Origin of the sequence: Mesorhizobium sp., from assembly GCF_004963255.1 — a bacterium.
Classification (GTDB): domain Bacteria; phylum Pseudomonadota; class Alphaproteobacteria; order Rhizobiales; family Rhizobiaceae; genus Mesorhizobium.
In genome coordinates, this window is record NZ_SUGA01000001.1 from 138,180 (window position 1) to 153,937 (window position 15,758).

The 15,758-nt window shown below is 60.8% G+C and carries 12 protein-coding genes; 11 read left to right on the forward strand and 1 reads right to left on the reverse strand.

What is annotated here, in order from left to right; all coding sequences use genetic code 11:
- Positions 1 to 7: 7 nt before the first annotated feature.
- The 8 genes from E5X34_RS00625 to E5X34_RS00660 all read left to right on the forward strand — a co-directional run bounded on the left by E5X34_RS00625 (position 8) and on the right by E5X34_RS00660 (position 11,013).
- Complete coding sequence (locus E5X34_RS00625) at positions 8 to 1,168, forward strand: DUF3095 domain-containing protein (RefSeq protein ID WP_292560731.1); 1,161 nt, start codon at positions 8 to 10, stop codon at positions 1,166 to 1,168.
- Between the two features lie 110 nt (positions 1,169 to 1,278).
- The gene (locus E5X34_RS00630) at positions 1,279 to 2,622 is read left to right on the forward strand and encodes a nucleotide sugar dehydrogenase (protein WP_292559696.1); all 1,344 of its coding nucleotides are present in this window, start codon (positions 1,279 to 1,281) and stop codon (positions 2,620 to 2,622) included.
- Positions 2,623 to 2,888: 266 nt separating this feature from the next.
- The gene (locus tag E5X34_RS00635) at positions 2,889 to 4,229 is read left to right on the forward strand and encodes an adenylate/guanylate cyclase domain-containing protein (protein WP_292559699.1); all 1,341 of its coding nucleotides are present in this window, start codon (positions 2,889 to 2,891) and stop codon (positions 4,227 to 4,229) included.
- A gap of 148 nt (positions 4,230 to 4,377) precedes the next feature.
- Positions 4,378 to 6,273: an ABC transporter ATP-binding protein gene (locus E5X34_RS00640; protein ID WP_292559703.1), complete on the forward strand. Its 1,896-nt coding sequence runs from the start codon at positions 4,378 to 4,380 to the stop codon at positions 6,271 to 6,273.
- A complete protein-coding gene (locus E5X34_RS00645) occupies positions 6,270 to 8,168 on the forward strand; it encodes an ABC transporter substrate-binding protein (RefSeq protein ID WP_292559705.1) in 1,899 nt (632 codons plus the stop codon). The genes E5X34_RS00640 and E5X34_RS00645 overlap by 4 nt, the downstream gene beginning before the upstream one ends.
- A gap of 2 nt (positions 8,169 to 8,170) precedes the next feature.
- The gene (locus E5X34_RS00650) at positions 8,171 to 9,169 is read left to right on the forward strand and encodes an ABC transporter permease (RefSeq protein WP_292559708.1); all 999 of its coding nucleotides are present in this window, start codon (positions 8,171 to 8,173) and stop codon (positions 9,167 to 9,169) included.
- A complete protein-coding gene (locus tag E5X34_RS00655) occupies positions 9,166 to 10,347 on the forward strand; it encodes an ABC transporter permease (protein WP_292559710.1) in 1,182 nt (393 codons plus the stop codon). Before E5X34_RS00650 ends, E5X34_RS00655 begins: the two co-directional genes overlap by 4 nt.
- A gap of 186 nt (positions 10,348 to 10,533) precedes the next feature.
- The gene (locus tag E5X34_RS00660; RefSeq protein ID WP_292559713.1) at positions 10,534 to 11,013 is read left to right on the forward strand and encodes a class I SAM-dependent methyltransferase; all 480 of its coding nucleotides are present in this window, start codon (positions 10,534 to 10,536) and stop codon (positions 11,011 to 11,013) included.
- Positions 11,014 to 11,035: 22 nt separating this feature from the next.
- Here E5X34_RS00660 and E5X34_RS00665 read toward each other — a convergent pair whose 3' ends face one another.
- The gene (locus E5X34_RS00665; RefSeq protein WP_292559716.1) at positions 11,036 to 12,451 is read right to left on the reverse strand and encodes an adenylate/guanylate cyclase domain-containing protein; all 1,416 of its coding nucleotides are present in this window, start codon (positions 12,449 to 12,451) and stop codon (positions 11,036 to 11,038) included.
- Positions 12,452 to 12,482: 31 nt separating this feature from the next.
- On the opposite strand from E5X34_RS00665, the gene E5X34_RS00670 reads away from it, so the two are divergent.
- The 3 genes from E5X34_RS00670 (at position 12,483) to E5X34_RS00680 (ending at position 15,705) form a co-directional block, all read left to right on the forward strand.
- Positions 12,483 to 13,478, forward strand: coding sequence for a hypothetical protein (locus tag E5X34_RS00670; RefSeq protein WP_292559720.1), 996 nt, complete (start codon positions 12,483 to 12,485; stop codon positions 13,476 to 13,478).
- Positions 13,479 to 13,654: 176 nt separating this feature from the next.
- The gene (locus E5X34_RS00675) at positions 13,655 to 14,173 is read left to right on the forward strand and encodes a GNAT family N-acetyltransferase (protein WP_292559723.1); all 519 of its coding nucleotides are present in this window, start codon (positions 13,655 to 13,657) and stop codon (positions 14,171 to 14,173) included.
- A 146-nt stretch (positions 14,174 to 14,319) separates the two neighbouring features.
- Entirely contained in the window at positions 14,320 to 15,705 is a 1,386-nt protein-coding gene (locus tag E5X34_RS00680; protein WP_292559725.1) for a hypothetical protein, read from the forward strand.
- The last annotated feature ends 53 nt before the right edge of the window (positions 15,706 to 15,758 follow it).

Here is a 15,758-nt window from a genome sequence, read left to right on the forward strand (position 1 = left end):
GATGCTTATGGAAACAGCTGCCGCGCCCGACCCGTTTGTCGCTTCTCTGCCGGTCTTCGCAAAGTTCGAAAGCGTTGCCGATATCGACAACTATCGGCCTCTCCCCGAAGACTGGGCGCTGGCCACCGCCGACATCGTCGGCTCGACCAAGGCGATCGAGGCTGGGCGCTATAAAACCGTCAATATGGCCGGCGCCAGCGTTATTTCGGCGCTGCTCAATGCGCTGGGCCGGCAAGATTTTCCCTTTGTCTTTGGCGGCGACGGCGCGCTCGTGGCGTTTCCCGGCTCGGCGCTCGAGATCGTCCGCAACGCGCTTGCCGCTGTACAGAGGTGGGTGGCGGACGAACTGGACCTGACCTTGCGTGCCGCAATCGTGCCGATAACCGATATCAGAGCGCAAGGCCTCGACGTCCGCGTGGCGAGGTTCCAAGCCTCCGAAGCGGTCTTCTACGCCATGTTCGCCGGCGGCGGGGGCAGTTGGGCGGAAGCCGAGATGAAAGCGGGGCGCTACCGCATCGATCCGGCGCCGGCCGGCGCGCGGCCAGACCTGACCGGCCTCTCCTGCCGCTGGAACCCTATCGAGGCCCGGCACGGCGAAATCGTCTCGATCATCGCGATACCGGGGGTGTCGCGCGACCTGCGCGGTTTTCAATTGCTGGTTTCCGACATCATCGCCCTTGCCGGCAGGCAGGAACGCGATGGTCACCCTGTGCCGATGAACGGGCCGGACTACAGTTTGATACCCGCCGGTCTCGATCTCGAAGCGCGGGCCACCGGGCCGGCTGGACGACGGTGGCTGACGAAGCTGTGGGTTGTGTTCCTCATGACGCTTACGGCTGTCACCGATCGATGTGGCTGGACGATCGGCGGTTTCGATCCGAAGGTCTATAAACGTGAAGTGGCCAGCAATTCGGACTTCCGGAAGTTCGACGATGGCTTGAAGATGACCATCGACGTTGACGCGGATGTCTTGCAGCGGATCGAGAACAGGCTGAAAAAGGCGGAAGAGGCGGGCATCTGCAACTATGGCCTGCACCGCCAGAAATCGGCCTTGATGACATGCCTGGTCGCCTCACCGCTGCAGCGCGATCACCTTCATTTCATCGATGGCGCTGCCGGCGGCTATGCGATGGCTGCCGCAAGCCTGAAGTCGAAGGTGCCGGTTTGATGACGGCTTGCGGAAACCGATCTTCCGCAATATGCCTCGACCATGGTCCCGGGAGCCTCAGCCTCGCCATGGAACGGACAGCCTGTCCGAATTGACGGGAAAGCAGATTTTTGGACGCCTCACGATCGACATATGACCATCTTCTAGACCGGATTTCGGCGCGCGCCGCGCAAGTCGGCGTGATCGGACTGGGCTATGTCGGATTGCCGTTGGCGGTTGCGGTCGCACGCGCCGGCTTCCCGGTTTCGGGCTTCGACATCGAAGCCCACAAGGTCGAGAGCCTGAACAACGGCCAATCCTACATCGAGGCGGTGACGTCGACAGCCCTTGCCGGCCAGGTGGCGAGCGGACGGTTCCGCGCCACTGCGGATTTTTCGGAACTCGCCGTCTGCGAGGTCATCATCATCTGCGTTCCGACACCGCTGACGAAAAACCGTGAGCCGGATCTCTCCTTTGTCAGGAACACGGCAGTCACCATCGCCAAGCATCTGCGGCCCGGCCAGCTCGTCGTGCTCGAATCGACCACCTATCCTGGCACCACCGACGACGTGATCAGGCCCATACTGGAAGAAACCGGCTTGCGGTCGAAGATAGACTTCTTCCTCGGCTTCTCGCCCGAACGCGAAGATCCCGGCAACCGCAGCTTTGAAGTCGCGACGATCCCCAAGGTGGTGGCAGGCGACGGCATTGAAGCGGCGACGCTCGTGCAGGCTTTCTACCATGGCGTGGTCAAGACCGTCGTTCCCGTTTCCACCACGGCGACTGCCGAGGCGGTCAAGCTGACGGAAAACATCTTCCGCTCGGTCAACATAGCTCTCGTCAACGAGTTGAAGGTCGTGCTCGGTGCGATGGGCATCGACATCTGGGAGGTTATCGAGGCGGCAAAGAGCAAGCCCTTCGGCTACATGCCGTTCTATCCTGGTCCCGGACTTGGCGGGCACTGCGTTCCGATCGATCCCTTCTACCTGACGTGGAAGGCGCGCGAATACGAACTGCCGACCCGCTTCATCGAGCTGGCGGCAGAGATCAACACGGCCATGCCGCGTCATGTGGTCGATGAACTGGCGAAGGCGCTGGACCGGCGCTGCGGCAAGGCGCTCAGCCGCTCACGCATTCTCATCGTCGGACTCGCCTATAAGAAGAATGTGCCCGATATCCGCGAAAGCCCCTCATTGCGGCTCATTGAACTCATCGAGGATTGGGGCGGCAAGGCGGAATTCCACGATCCGCATGTTACCGAGATACCGACCACACGGGAGCATATGGCGATCAAGGGGCGCCGCTCGGTCGAATTGACCGAGGCGGCCCTGAAGGATTTCGATGCCGTCGTCGTTGCAACCGACCACGACGCGATCGACTATCAGACGATCGCTGATCACGCCCCTCTGATCGTCGACACGCGCAATGTTTTTGGCCGCCTCGGGCTGAACCGAGAGACAGTTGTGAAGGCCTGACGGCATCTGAGCCGGCGAATTTCTTGCGCGGTGTCAGGATCGTGGTTGCACTCCGCCGGCTGCCTCGCCACATAACGCCACGGAACACAGATGCATTTACGCCTTCCCCTTGGCCGGAAGGATAGTCATTCGGGATATTCTTCGTCGCTTTTGCCGCCGAGGCCGGCCTTGTTGACTTCGGGTGTCTTATCGTTGGGTCGTTGACAGACTGTGTTATGACAGATCAGAGGATAATGGTTCCGTCTTCCGACGGGTTTCGAGATAGCATGAGCACATCGTACGCAGAAATTTCCACGATTCTCATGGATAAGGTTGCCGATTGGCTGAACGAATCGGCGCTGGCGGGCAACGATCTGGAAACATTGGTAAATGGCTTTTGCGAACGGCTGGCTGCTGCCGGCCTGCCGCTTAAGCGGGTGCATTTGAGCTTTTCGATGCTTCACCCGCTTTATGACGCGCTTGGCTTCACCTGGGTTCGCGGCCAGGGCATGGAAGTGGAAGGCTTCCGCAAGGAGCCCGGTGTGCCGTCTGAGAGATTCCTGACCAGCCCATACTACCATCTGCTCAGCAATAAGCTCGACCATCTGCGACGCCGGCTCGACCCGTCGGTGGTCTCGGAGTTTCCTGTTTTCGATGACCTCCGGCTTATGGGCATCACCGATTACATGGCTTTCGTCCATCCCTTCAGCGGCAACGCCAGTCAGGGCATGATGGGCTCTTGGTCCACCGACAGCGCCGCGGGTTTCAGCGACAGCATGATTTCGGCGCTGCTGCGCATCCAGAGCCATCTCGCTATTGCCACCAAGATGGCGGTGCTGACCAAGCTCGCCGACAACATGATGACCACCTATCTCGGCGGCGATGCTGGCAGGCGCGTGCTTGACGGCCAGATCAAGCGCGGCGAGGGCGATACAATCCGGGCCGCACTGGTAATGGGAGATATGCGGGGGTCGTCGAGGCTCGCCGAAACCTCCGGCCGGGAAGTCTATATCGATACGCTGAACCAGTTTTTCGACGCTGTTGCCGCACCTTTCAATCGAAACGGCGGTCAGATCATGAGTTTCATCGGTGATGGCTTCATTGCCGTCTACCCTTGCGAACGGCACCGTTTGCAGTCCGAGATCGCCTGCCAGGCCGCGCTTGCGGCCGCGCACAAGGCCAGCGCGCGCATGATTGATCTCAACCTGCGCCGAAAGAAGCAGGGGTTGTCCGACATCAAATTCGGTATCGGCCTGCATGTCGGCAATGTGATGTTCGGCAATGTCGGGCTTACCGACCGGCTCACATTCTCTGTCTTCGGCTCGGCTGTGAACGAGGTCCAGCGCCTTCAGACCCTGACCAAGAAATATCCGCACAGCGTTCTGGCCAGCAAAGACTTCGCCGGCTATTGCGGTGCCAACAACTGGCTGACGCTCGGCCACGAGGAACTGGCTGGCATCAAGCAGAAGCTGACGGTGCTTTCACCCGATCTGTCGGGAGCCCTCGCACCCGATGAAGAAGGTGCGCCGGAGCCGGTTCACGGCCGAAGATCGGACGCCGAGCAGGTCATGCTGCTTCATCGCGATGCCGCGCGGCTGGCGGCGGGCGACCCGAGCAAGCTCCAGTAAAACCGCGGCGATCTGGCCCGATCGCCTTTGGTGGCCAGTTCGGTCGTCGGTTCCGCCACTGGCGACCGCTTCGAATCCAAGTTGCTCTGCGCTGGCAATGCGCTAGTCTCGCTTTCTGGAGAGGTGCCAGAGTGGGGCTGGTGTGAGAATGAGTTCGGGTGTCGATCTGCTGCGGATCGAAGACGTTGGCATCTCTTTTGCCATCATGGGGGGGCCGTTGCATGCCGTCAGGCGCGCAAATCTTCGCGTCCTGCCCGGTAAGGTTACTGCGCTTGTCGGCGAGTCCGGTTCCGGAAAATCGGTTCTCAGCCAGGCCGTGATGGGCATTTTGCCGAACACAGCCCATGTTCGCGGCCGGATCCTGTTCTCCGATCCTGAAAAGCCCGGCACGACGCAGGATATCCTCAAGATGCCGCGTGATGGGCCCGAAATCCGGGCGTTGAGAGGCAGCCGCATCGGCAAGATCTTTCAGGAGCCGATGACATCGCTGTCGCCGCTGCACACGATCGGCAACCAGGTCAGCGAATCCCTGCAGATTCATACGCCCATGGCTCGAGCGGAGCGCAGGGCGCGGACCGAGGAAATGCTCAGCCTCGTCGGCTTTCCCAATCCCAAGCGCGCCTATGACATGTATCCCTTCGAACTTTCGGGAGGATTGCGTCAACGCGCCATGATCGCCATGGCGCTTATCTGCCGGCCCGCCCTGTTGATCGCCGATGAGCCGACGACGGCGTTGGACGTCACCATCCAGGCGCAGATCCTGCAATTGCTGCGCGGGCTTCAGACCAAGCTGAACATGGCGATGCTGCTGATAACGCACGACCTCGGCGTGGTCGCCAATGTCGCCGACGAGGTGGTGGTCATGTACCATGGCGAGATCATGGAGGCCGGACCCGTCGAGGCGATATTCCGTCGGCCAGGCCATCCTTACCTTAAGGGCCTGATGGCAGCCGTACCGCATTTCGACCTGAAGCCTGGCGAAAGGCTAAAGGCGCTGCGCGAGGTGCCGGTGAATGTCGGAAACCTGCTCGGCAAGCAGACCGCACCGGCATCGAAGGGGCCGGACGACATCCTGCTGTCGGTCAGGGATCTGACAAAGACCTTCACAATCCGCAAGTCCGGATGGTTCGGTGGGGATCATCAAACCTCTGTTCGCGCCGTCGACGGCGTGAGCTTCGACATCAAGCGGGGTGAATGCCTGGGTCTGGTCGGCGAAAGCGGCTCCGGCAAAACCACCGTCAGCAAGATTCTCATGCGGGCTGTCACCCCTAGCGGTGGTTCTGTGATCTTCAACGGCCGCGCTGGACCGATCGACGTCCTGGCAGGCGAGGGAGAGGCCCTGCGCATGCTGCGCGCGAAAATCCAGATGGTCTTCCAAGATCCGGTTTCGTCGCTTTCACCTCGCATGACGGTGGAGAACATCTTGAGCGAGCCGCTGGAAATCCATCAGCGCGGCAATGCCGCGTCCCGGTTAGCCACGGTCAAGAGCCTGATGCAGGCAATCGGGCTCGATCCGCGCTTCATCAAGCGTTACCCGCACAGTTTCTCCGGCGGGCAGCGTCAGCGTATCGGCATCGCGCGCGCGCTGGCGCTGGGGCCTGAACTGCTGATCTGCGACGAGCCGGTTTCGGCGCTCGATGTCTCTGTCCAGGCGCAGATTCTGAACCTTCTGAAGGACTTGCAGAAGGAACTGGGACTGACCTACCTCTTCATATCCCACAACCTGGCGGTGGTGGACTACATGGCAGACCGCATCGCGGTGATGTGCGGCGGGCGTATCGTCGAGCTTGCGCCGCGCGAAATCCTGCTCAGGAAACCGATCCACCCCTACACGCGCTCACTGGTCGCCGCAGTGCCTTTTCCCGATCTCGACAGGCCGATGGATTTCAAGACACTGAAACTCAGCGGCGCTTCCGACAGCAGCGCCTGGGGACCGCAATTCCGTGACGAGGGCGAAGAGAATATGTTGTCGCCGCTCGATCTTGGCGGCGGCCACCTCGTGCTGGCCCGACGTTCGGCCGATGTCAGCGAGCTACGCCATTGATCAGCCGGCGCACTGTCCTTGGACTCATGGCTTCGGCATTTGTGCCGAGCACGTTGCGCGCCGGCGATCTGGAGCCGGAATTTCTTCAGCCGCTGCTGAAGGCGCTGGCGCTGCCGGCACTCGCCAAACGCTTACCCAAGAGCCCGCGCGTGGTGAACCTCGCTGCGATGGGCCGGCAGCCCGGCCAGTATGGCGGCACCCTGCGCACGATCATCGGGAGCCAGAAAGATATCCGGTTGATGACGATCTACGGATATGCTCGCCTGGTCGGCTATGACGAAAAGCTCAACCTGCAACCCGACATTCTCGAAAGTTTCGACGTGGCGGACGATCGCGTCTTCACTTTCAAGATACGGGAAGGACATAAATGGTCTAACGGCAGCCTGCTGACCCCGGAGGATTTTCGCTATTGCTGGGAAGATGTCTGGCTGAACGATGAGCTTACGCAAGGCGGGCTCCCCCCGACCCTGCTGGTGGACGGCAAGCCGCCACGCTTCGAGATCGTCGATCCGTTGACGGTCCGCTATAGCTGGGATGCGCCTAATCCAGACTTCCTGCCCAAGCTCGCTGCCGCTTCGCCGCTATCGCTTGTTCTGCCGGCCACCTATCTCAAGCAGTTCCACAAGAAATACCAGGATCCATTCCGGCTTGCCGGCCTGATGGAGGAGAACAGGGCCAAGAAATGGACGCTCCTGCATATCCGCATGTCGCGCCAGTATCGCCCGGAGAACCCGGAACTGCCGACGCTCGATCCCTGGCAGAACCGGACCAAGCCGCCGGCCGAGCAGTTCGTCTTCGAGCGGAACCCGTTCTTTCATCGAATAGACGAGAATGGCCGGCAGCTGCCCTATGTTGACCGGGTGGTCATGAATGTCAGCTCATCGGCAATCATTTCCGCCAAGACCGGTGCCGGCGAGAGCGACCTGCAATGCATGGGAATTGACTTTGCCGATTACTCCTTCCTGAAGGATGCGGAGAAGCGCTACCCGGTGAAGATGCATCTGTGGAAACGCACGCAGGGTTCGCGGCTGGCGCTCCTGCCCAACCTCAATTGTGCCGACCCGGTGTGGCGTGGCCTTCTTCGCGACGTGCGCGTGCGCCGCGCGCTTTCGCTCGCAGTGGACAGGCGCGAGATCAATTTGGCGGTGTTCTACGGATTGGCGCAGGAAAGTGCCGATACGGTCCTGCCGGAGAGCCCGCTCTACCGGCCGGAATTCGCGAAAGCCTGGGTTGCCCATGATCCCGACAAGGCCAATGCGCTGCTCGACGAGGTCGGGCTTAAGGCGCGCGACGATGACGGTCTGCGGATCCTCCCCGATGGACGCCCGGCGCAGGTCATCGTGGAAACGGCCGGCGAAAGCACGCTGGAAACGGACGCGCTCGAACTCGTCACCGATCACTGGCGGCAGGTCGGCATCGCCCTGTTCGTCCGGACTTCGCAGCGAGACATCTTCCGCAGCCGCGCGCTAGGTGGCGAGATCATGATGTCGATTTGGTCGGGCATCGACAATGGTGTGCCGACCGCCGACATGAACCCGTCCCAGTTGGCCCCCACCATGGACGACCAGCTGCAATGGCCGCTCTGGGGTGCTCACTACCTGTCCCATGGCACGGTCGGCGAGGCGCCCGATCTTCCGCCTGTCGTCGAGTTGATGGCTTTGCTCAAGCGCTGGAACGTTTCGACCGAAGCCGCGGAGCGCGCCGAAATCTGGAATTCAATGCTGTCGATCTACACCGATCAGGTGTTTTCGATCGGCACGGTGAACGGAACGCATCAGCCGGTTCTGGCGTCCTCGCGGCTGCGCAATCTGCCTGACAAGGCGCTCTACGGCTACGACCCGACCGCCTATTTCGGTGTCTATATGATGGACACATTCTGGCTTGGAGAGTCCTGAGCGTGCTTCGATACATTGTCTGGCGCATTGCTGTGATGGTTCCAACGCTGCTGATCATATCGGCGCTGGTGTTCACGATCATCGAACTTCCCCCGGGCGACTATTTCGACAGCTATGTTGCAGAGCTTCGGGCTCAGGGCGAAGCGGTGGATTCCGATCGCATCCAGATGATGCGCAAGGAGTATGGTTTCGACAAGCCGCCGGTCATTCGCTACTTCTACTGGGTCGGCGGAATGCTGCACGGCGATTTCGGCTATTCCTTCGAATATGAGCTGCCGGTTCGCGATGTCATAGGTGACCGAATGTGGCTGACCATTTTGGTTTCCTTCGTCACGATCATCTTCACCTGGCTCATCGCCTTTCCGATCGGCATGTACTCAGCCACCCATCAATACAGCTGGGGCGACTACGGCCTGACTTTCTTCGGTCTTCTCGGCCTTGCCATTCCGAATTTCATGCTGGCGCTGATCCTGATGTATTTCGCCAACATCTGGTTCGGCACGTCCATCGGCCATCTCATGGACCCGCAATATCTCGGCGAGCCGATGAGCTGGGCCAAGGCGAAATCGATCCTCGCCCATCTCTGGATCCCGGTCTTGATCATCGGCACCGGGGGCACGGCAAGCATGATCCGGCGGCTGCGCGCCAATCTGCTCGATGAGCTTCACAAGCAATATGTCGTGACCGCGCGCGCCAAGGGCCTTCATCCCTTCAAGGCGCTGGTCAAATATCCGCTGCGCATGGCGCTCAATTTCTTCATTTCAGACATAGGCTCCATCCTGCCGGCCATCATCTCCGGCGCCGAAATCACCGCGATCGTGCTGTCCTTGGAAACTACCGGGCCGATGCTGATCAGGGCGCTGCAAAGCCAGGATATGTATCTGGCAGGATCGTTCCTGATGTTCCTCGCCTTCCTGACGGTCATCGGTGTCCTGATTTCCGACCTGGCGCTGGCGCTGCTTGATCCACGAATTCGGTTGCAGGGCGGCAGCACCAAATGAACACGCAATCTCCGCTGCCCGCTCCGGGTGCTCCGCTGCAACATTACGTTTCCATTGCGCCCTTTGACCTGCAGTCGGTCGAGGCGATGACGCCGGAGCAGTCGAAGGTCTTTCAGGCCTCGCAGTTGCGGCTGATGTGGTGGAAATTCCGGCGGCACCGGCTTGCCCTAATATCCGGCATATTCCTGGTAGCGCTTTATCTCGGGATACTGATCTGCGAGTTCCTGGCGCCCTACAATCTGCACACGCGCAACATGGACTACATCTATTCGCCGCCGCAGCAGGTGCACCTGTTCCACAACGGCCAGTTCGTCGGGCCGTTCGTCTACGGCCGCCAGATGACGCTGGATATGGACACGCTCAAGCGGAACTATATGGACAATCAGGATGATGTTCAGCGGATCCGTTTCTTCTGCAAGGGCGACAGTTACCGGTTCTGGGGCCTGATCGAAGGTGACAGGCATCTTGTCTGCCCTGCCGAGAACGGCCAGCTCTTTCTGGCCGGCACCGACAGGCTGGGGCGCGATGTGCTCTCGCGCATCATCTACGGCGCGCGCATTTCACTGACGATCGGCCTCGTCGGCATCGCTTTCAGCTTCCTCCTTGGCATCGTCATCGGGGGGCTGGCCGGCTATCATGGCGGTATCTTCGACCTGATCGTTCAGCGGATAATCGAGGTTCTGCAATCGATCCCCAGCATTCCGCTGTGGCTGGCTCTGGCGGCGATCATGCCGATAACCTGGAGTCCGATCCTGATTTATTTCGGCATCACCGTCATCCTCGGGCTGCTCCACTGGACCGGACTGGCGCGGGCCGTGCGCTCAAAGCTTCTAGCCTTGCGCGAAGAGGATTACGTTCTGGCCGCGCAATTGATGGGCGCCAGCAGCGGCCGCATTATCCGGCGACACTTAATTCCAGGCTTCATGTCGCATCTGATCGCGACGGCGACGATCTCCATACCCGGCATGATTCTGGGCGAGACGGCGCTGAGCTTCCTCGGACTCGGCCTGCGGGCGCCGATAACCAGCTGGGGCATCCTGCTCACCGAGGCGCGCAGCGTCAGCGTGATCGCGTTCTATCCATGGCTGCTTTTGCCGATCCTCCCCGTCATTCTCGTCATCCTGGCGTTCAACTTTCTCGGCGACGGCTTACGGGATGCCGCGGACCCCTACAAGTGACATCGCTAACCCGCCGCGCGCTTGCCGCGGACTCCACCCAGCTTGTCGGCGGCCTGTCCGTTGCAGTATTCGCCATTCGCCTCTATATGCGGCGAAGCTCGATCGGCCTAACACGTCACTCTTGCGTTTCACCCTAGTCGCGGGCATTGCCAGTCTCTTGAGCTGGTTCAGGACACACAAACGCTTATGAGTCGCCTCGAGAGTTTCATCCGCAGGCTGACTGCGCAGCGCGACATTCTCGATCAAGTCTGCGCGGAGGTGGCGAAGATCGAAGGCCCCATCCTCGAACTCGGCCTCGGCAATGGCCGGACGTTTCATCATCTGCGCGAGCGACTTCCCGGACGCCGGATCGTAGCGTTCGACCGCGCACTTGCCGCACACGCCAGCTCCATTCCCGAAGCTGAAAACCTCGTGCTCGGCGAAATACGCGAGACGGCGATCAGGTTCATTGGCATCGAGGCCGCTCTTGTTCATGCCGACATCGGCACCGGCTATGAAGATCGCGACGCCGTGACCGCTACCTGGCTTCCCGATCTGACCGCGCGCCTGCTTCGCGTCGGCGGCATCGCAGTCAGCGGCACGCCGCTCGATCACCCGCTGTTGCAACCCCTCACGTTGCCGTGTTCAGTGCCCGCCGATCGTTATTTTATCTGCCGGCGCGTTTGACGGGCTGAGACGACCCAAGTCTTCAGGGGATCGTATACACTGCTATTTCTCGCTCAATGCCGCGCAGCGAGACCTCGTGGGGCTCCGGCTTCAGAGCTTTCCTGCGCAACAGATCGGCGGTCAGATTGTCGTCGACCACCGCGCGAGTGGCGAAGATCGCCTGTGCGTTGGCAAGGTTCTGGACCCGTGAAGCAATGTTGACCGTCTGGCCGAAATAATCCTGTCGCTCGTTCATGGACACGGCAATGCAGGGGCCCGCATGGACCCCGATCTTGAGCAGCAGATCCTCGCGCCCGCTCTTTTCGTTGAGCGCACTCATGGCTTCGCGAATCCTGAGGGCCGCGGCAATCGCCCGGTCAGGCGTCGCGAAGGTCGCCATCACTGCATCGCCGATCGTCTTCACCACCGCGCCTGCCTCCGCCGCCACGATCTCGTTCAGAACCTGGAAATGCGCGCGCACGAGATCGAAAGCCGAAAGGTCGCCCACCCGCTCATAGAGCGCGGTCGATCCGCGCAGGTCGGTGAACAGAAATGTCAGGCTGGTGATCTTCAGGCGCTGGTTGATGTCGAGCGTATCCGTGCGATAGAGATCGCGAAACGTCTGGTTGGTGAGCAGGCGCTTGGCGGTCAGGAAGGGCCGGCGTTTGCGCAGCAAATCATGCAAGCCATGGCCGGCGATGAAGACTGTCGGCAGCACCCGGGTGTCTGTCCTGTTTTCCAGCGAAATGCGCAATGGGCCGGGTTGCATCTCCAGCGTCTGGCTCTGGACATGGTCGCGGTCGAAGACCAGAGAGAGGCTTCGGCGCTCCTTCGTCGGTTCGCCCTTCACGTCGATGAACTGCACCGAATGGGTGACCGGCTCGAAGACGATGACGAATTCGGATGGAAGCTGTACGGGCAGAACCGCTTTTTCGCCGGGCGCCAGCTCGATGTCCTCCAGCGAGATCTCTTCCATCGTTTTCGCGAAGTCTACGTCCGGCAGATCGACGCCGGACGCCCAGTAGATCTGCCGGAAATACTCCACCAACGGCAGCTCGTGCGGATTGTGGGCGGCAATCCTGCGTATCCGTGGACTGATGGTGAATGTCACCTCGACCATCTCGTCGAGGGTCGGCGAGTAACCTTCGGCGCACAGCGTGCAGGTGTATTCGTCTTTCTGCACCGTTTTCAGCGTGGCGTTGGTGTCGAGCACGCCGCCACAGCCGGGGCACAGAACATTCCAGGAAATGTCGAAGATGCCTACACGCGCGGCATGGAGAAACGCGCCGATGGCGCGCTCCTCGTCGAGGCCATGCTTGCCGGCGAAGGCCAGCGCATTGATGCGGCAAAGTTCGCGGTCCTCGCCTTCCGCGATGGTTCGCTTGATCGCATCGATTGCCAGTGGATCGACATCGGCCGATTGCCGCAGAAGCAAGAACAGATCCTGAGCTTCGTTCATTGTGCAGGCTCCGGAAAATGCGCCCCGAGTCATGTTGACCGGACCGCCCTTTGGTCTGAGCGCTACATTTTACTGCGAAACGGACCGTGCGGCCATTCGAATAGACAAGCCTGATGACGGTTCAATTCCATTCGGCAGATTTTCACCGGCCGCAAGCAGCACTATGATGGTCGACGGGCATCCATCTCGGGGACTCTCTCCCATGCCGACATCCGACAACCCGCCATTTCCCGCGGCCCTGCGCCTTTTCTCCGCGGCTGTCATCGTCGTCCTGATCGTGGGCGCTGGCCTGTTTTTCGCGCCCGCGCTGGTCAAGCCGCGCTGGCCCTGGCCCGTCACGCCGTTCAGCGCCCGTTTCCTCGGCGGCTTCTACACCGCCGAAATGGCGGTGATGGCGGCGCTCTTGTTCTGGAATCGCTGGTCGCCCGGCAGGCTGGTGCTCGTCATGGCCTTCATCTTCACCGTCATCGTGTCGGCGGCTTCGTTCATTAATCTCGGCTATTTCAACTTCGAACGAAAAGCGGCCTGGCTCTGGTTCCTGGTCTATCTTGCCTCGGCCGCGGTATCCGGGCTGTTCCTGTGGCGGGCCAGGGCGCGTCCTTCGGCAAAAGGCGTGACCTTGACCCCCGCATGGCGCGGCTACATGTCAGCGGAAACGGCGATCCTTGGGCTATACGGCATCGGCATGTTGCTGGTTCCCCGGGTGGTCAGCAGCAGCTGGCCATGGCCGGTCGATCCCTTCCACGCCCAGGTCTACAGCGCCATCTTCCTCGCCGGCGCCGGCGGTGCATATCTCCTCTGGAAAAACGCGCCGCGCGAGGAACTGCTGGTGCTCGGCCTGGCGCAGTTTCTGGTTGGCCTGCTTGCCATCCTTGGCCTGGTCATCACCGACGCTGCGGTGCACCGGATCGACTGGACGGCGACAAAGACATTATGCTGGCTCGCCCTTTTCGGCTGGATCGGCATCAGTGGTGTCTTCAAGCTCCACGCCGCCTCCCGATATTTCAGCTCGCAACCGGCATCATAGATTACGGAGACGACTGGATTTTCGAGTGACGTCCGGTGCATCGTGCCGGACCGATTGCCTTGGAGCATTTCACCGTTTCAAAGGAAATGGGGAACTGCTCTATCTTTTTGTTCTGACGCAATTCCGGACGGAGAACCGCTTACACTTTTCCTGGAATTGCTCTAGCCGAGAACGCCATGACCAGCACGCCATCCTCCGAGAAGATCCAGCCGCTGCTCCGACCCGTCCGGCCAAGCGATGCAGAGGCGCTTTGCGCCATCTTCAATATGCCGGGCTTCCGCTCGGGCACGCTCCGGATGCCTTTCGAGAGGGTGGAGCAAGTGGAGCGGCGCATCGCCAAGTCCGGCCAGGAAACCACCTGGATCGTCGCGGAGCTGGACGGCAAGGTCGTCGGCCATGGCAGCCTGGTCGTGCAGGGCTCGCCGCGCCGTTCGCATATTGGCGAGATCAATATCGGCCTTGACGATGCCTTTGTCGGCAAGGGCATCGGCTCTGCCATACTGGGCGCGCTGCTTGACGTGGCCGACAACTGGCGAGCCCTGAAGCGGGTCGAATTGACCGTCTATGCCGACAACGAACCGGCCGTCCGTCTCTACACCAGCCACGGCTTCAAGGTCGAAGGTCGGCATGTGAAGGCCGGTTTTACCGACGGGCAGTATCACGACCTGCTGAGCATGGCTCGGCTGCGGTTCTAAAGCGTTTCAGCGTTTCGCGGAAACGCTCTATCTCTTTGTTTTTAAGCAATTCCGGACGGAAAACCGTTACACGCTTTTCCTGGAATGCTTCAGGATCCGCTGTGATCTCCCTTGGCGTTTGCACCACATGCGGCTAGACGGGATCAATGACCGCCGTGTTCGATCCGTCCCCCGCGCCTCCGGCGGAAATTCTGGCCGCGCTGTCGCTGCTCTGCCCGGAAGTCGTGTGCGACATCGAGCAGAACTGGAATGCCCCGGTTTCCGACTACGCCCGCCATCTGTGGCGGCCGGTGGCAAGACCTGTATCGGGCCCGGCAATCGCCGCCCGCTCGATCCTGCGCGAAGTCCTGTATCAGCGTCTTCGTGTGATCATGCCGCCTGAGGAGATCGGCAAGGTCCTCGAACAGTTCGAGCACAGACCGGTGATTCAGTCCGGCCTGCACTGCCTGCTTCTGATGGATCGGATCACCTTCGATGCCCTCCTGCTTGCCTGGCTCGGCGCGGTCGAAAACGGGCTGTCGGCCTTTGTCGGTTTCACGGGAACGACGATGACCATGGAGACAGTCGGCCGGGAGGGGCCGGGATGGCTCGATGTCGGCGACGACAAGGTCAACCTGTTCGGCATGGGGCGCCATAAACTCTGCCGCAAGAGCACCTGCGTGGCCGGTCCCGTCTCCCTCAACAAGCACGCGCTCGAGGCGGTGGGCAATGAAACGGATGTCAGTCGCTGGCTTGGCATACTGCTTGCCAGCCAGGACAAGGTGTTTGGAACCGCCGCCGATGCGCTGACGACCCTTAACGAGGATCTGGTCGCCAATTGGGATCGTTCCGGCATGGCCGTTCCCGTCTTCATCGATGATCGGCTCGCTGCTTCTGCCATGGCCCGGCATCTGGACGATGACGGCAACCTTCTTTCCAGGCTGCTCACCCAGCCCGCAAGACGCCGGCGTCTCGACCATGCCTTGCAAGAGGCGGCATCGGGGCCATTCGGCAGGTTCCTGCCCAACACCACGGACTATTTTTGGGGCATCCGCGAGCAGCGCGTGCGCAAGCTCGTACTGCAGAACGGGCACCTGATCGAGCCCGACAGGCCGCATGGTCTTTCCGTTCCGTTCGAGCGGCAGCATCTCAGGCAGGCGCTGCTTGACGGTGTCCTGTTGCCGAACCTGTTCCTGATGTTCCTCGTCCTTGCCATATTGCCGCGGGTGCGGGTCGTGGGCGGTCTGAGACAGATTGGCTATGTGGCGCTTTTCCACTCGATCCTGCTGGCAGCGCTGGACGAAAACGTGCCGGAAGAGCGCGATCTGGCTGCGGAGCTGCAGGTGCGCGAAAATGCCTGGGGCATGCGAGTCATCGATGAAAAGATTTCGGTCCGCGAGCAGCTTGCCGTTTTGCCGGAAGGGGCGCTCTTTCCGGACCTGCTCAGGCAATACCGTTCGCGGACATTTGCCGAGACGACCGAGGACCTGAAGCTGGTTCGCGAAAACGCTAGATGGCGCAAGATCGGCAAGGCAGCGATCAAGGCGACCTGAACCTTAGGGCCAATTTCCTACCGCGCAACCGCAAGCGACGGCACTGACAAGTT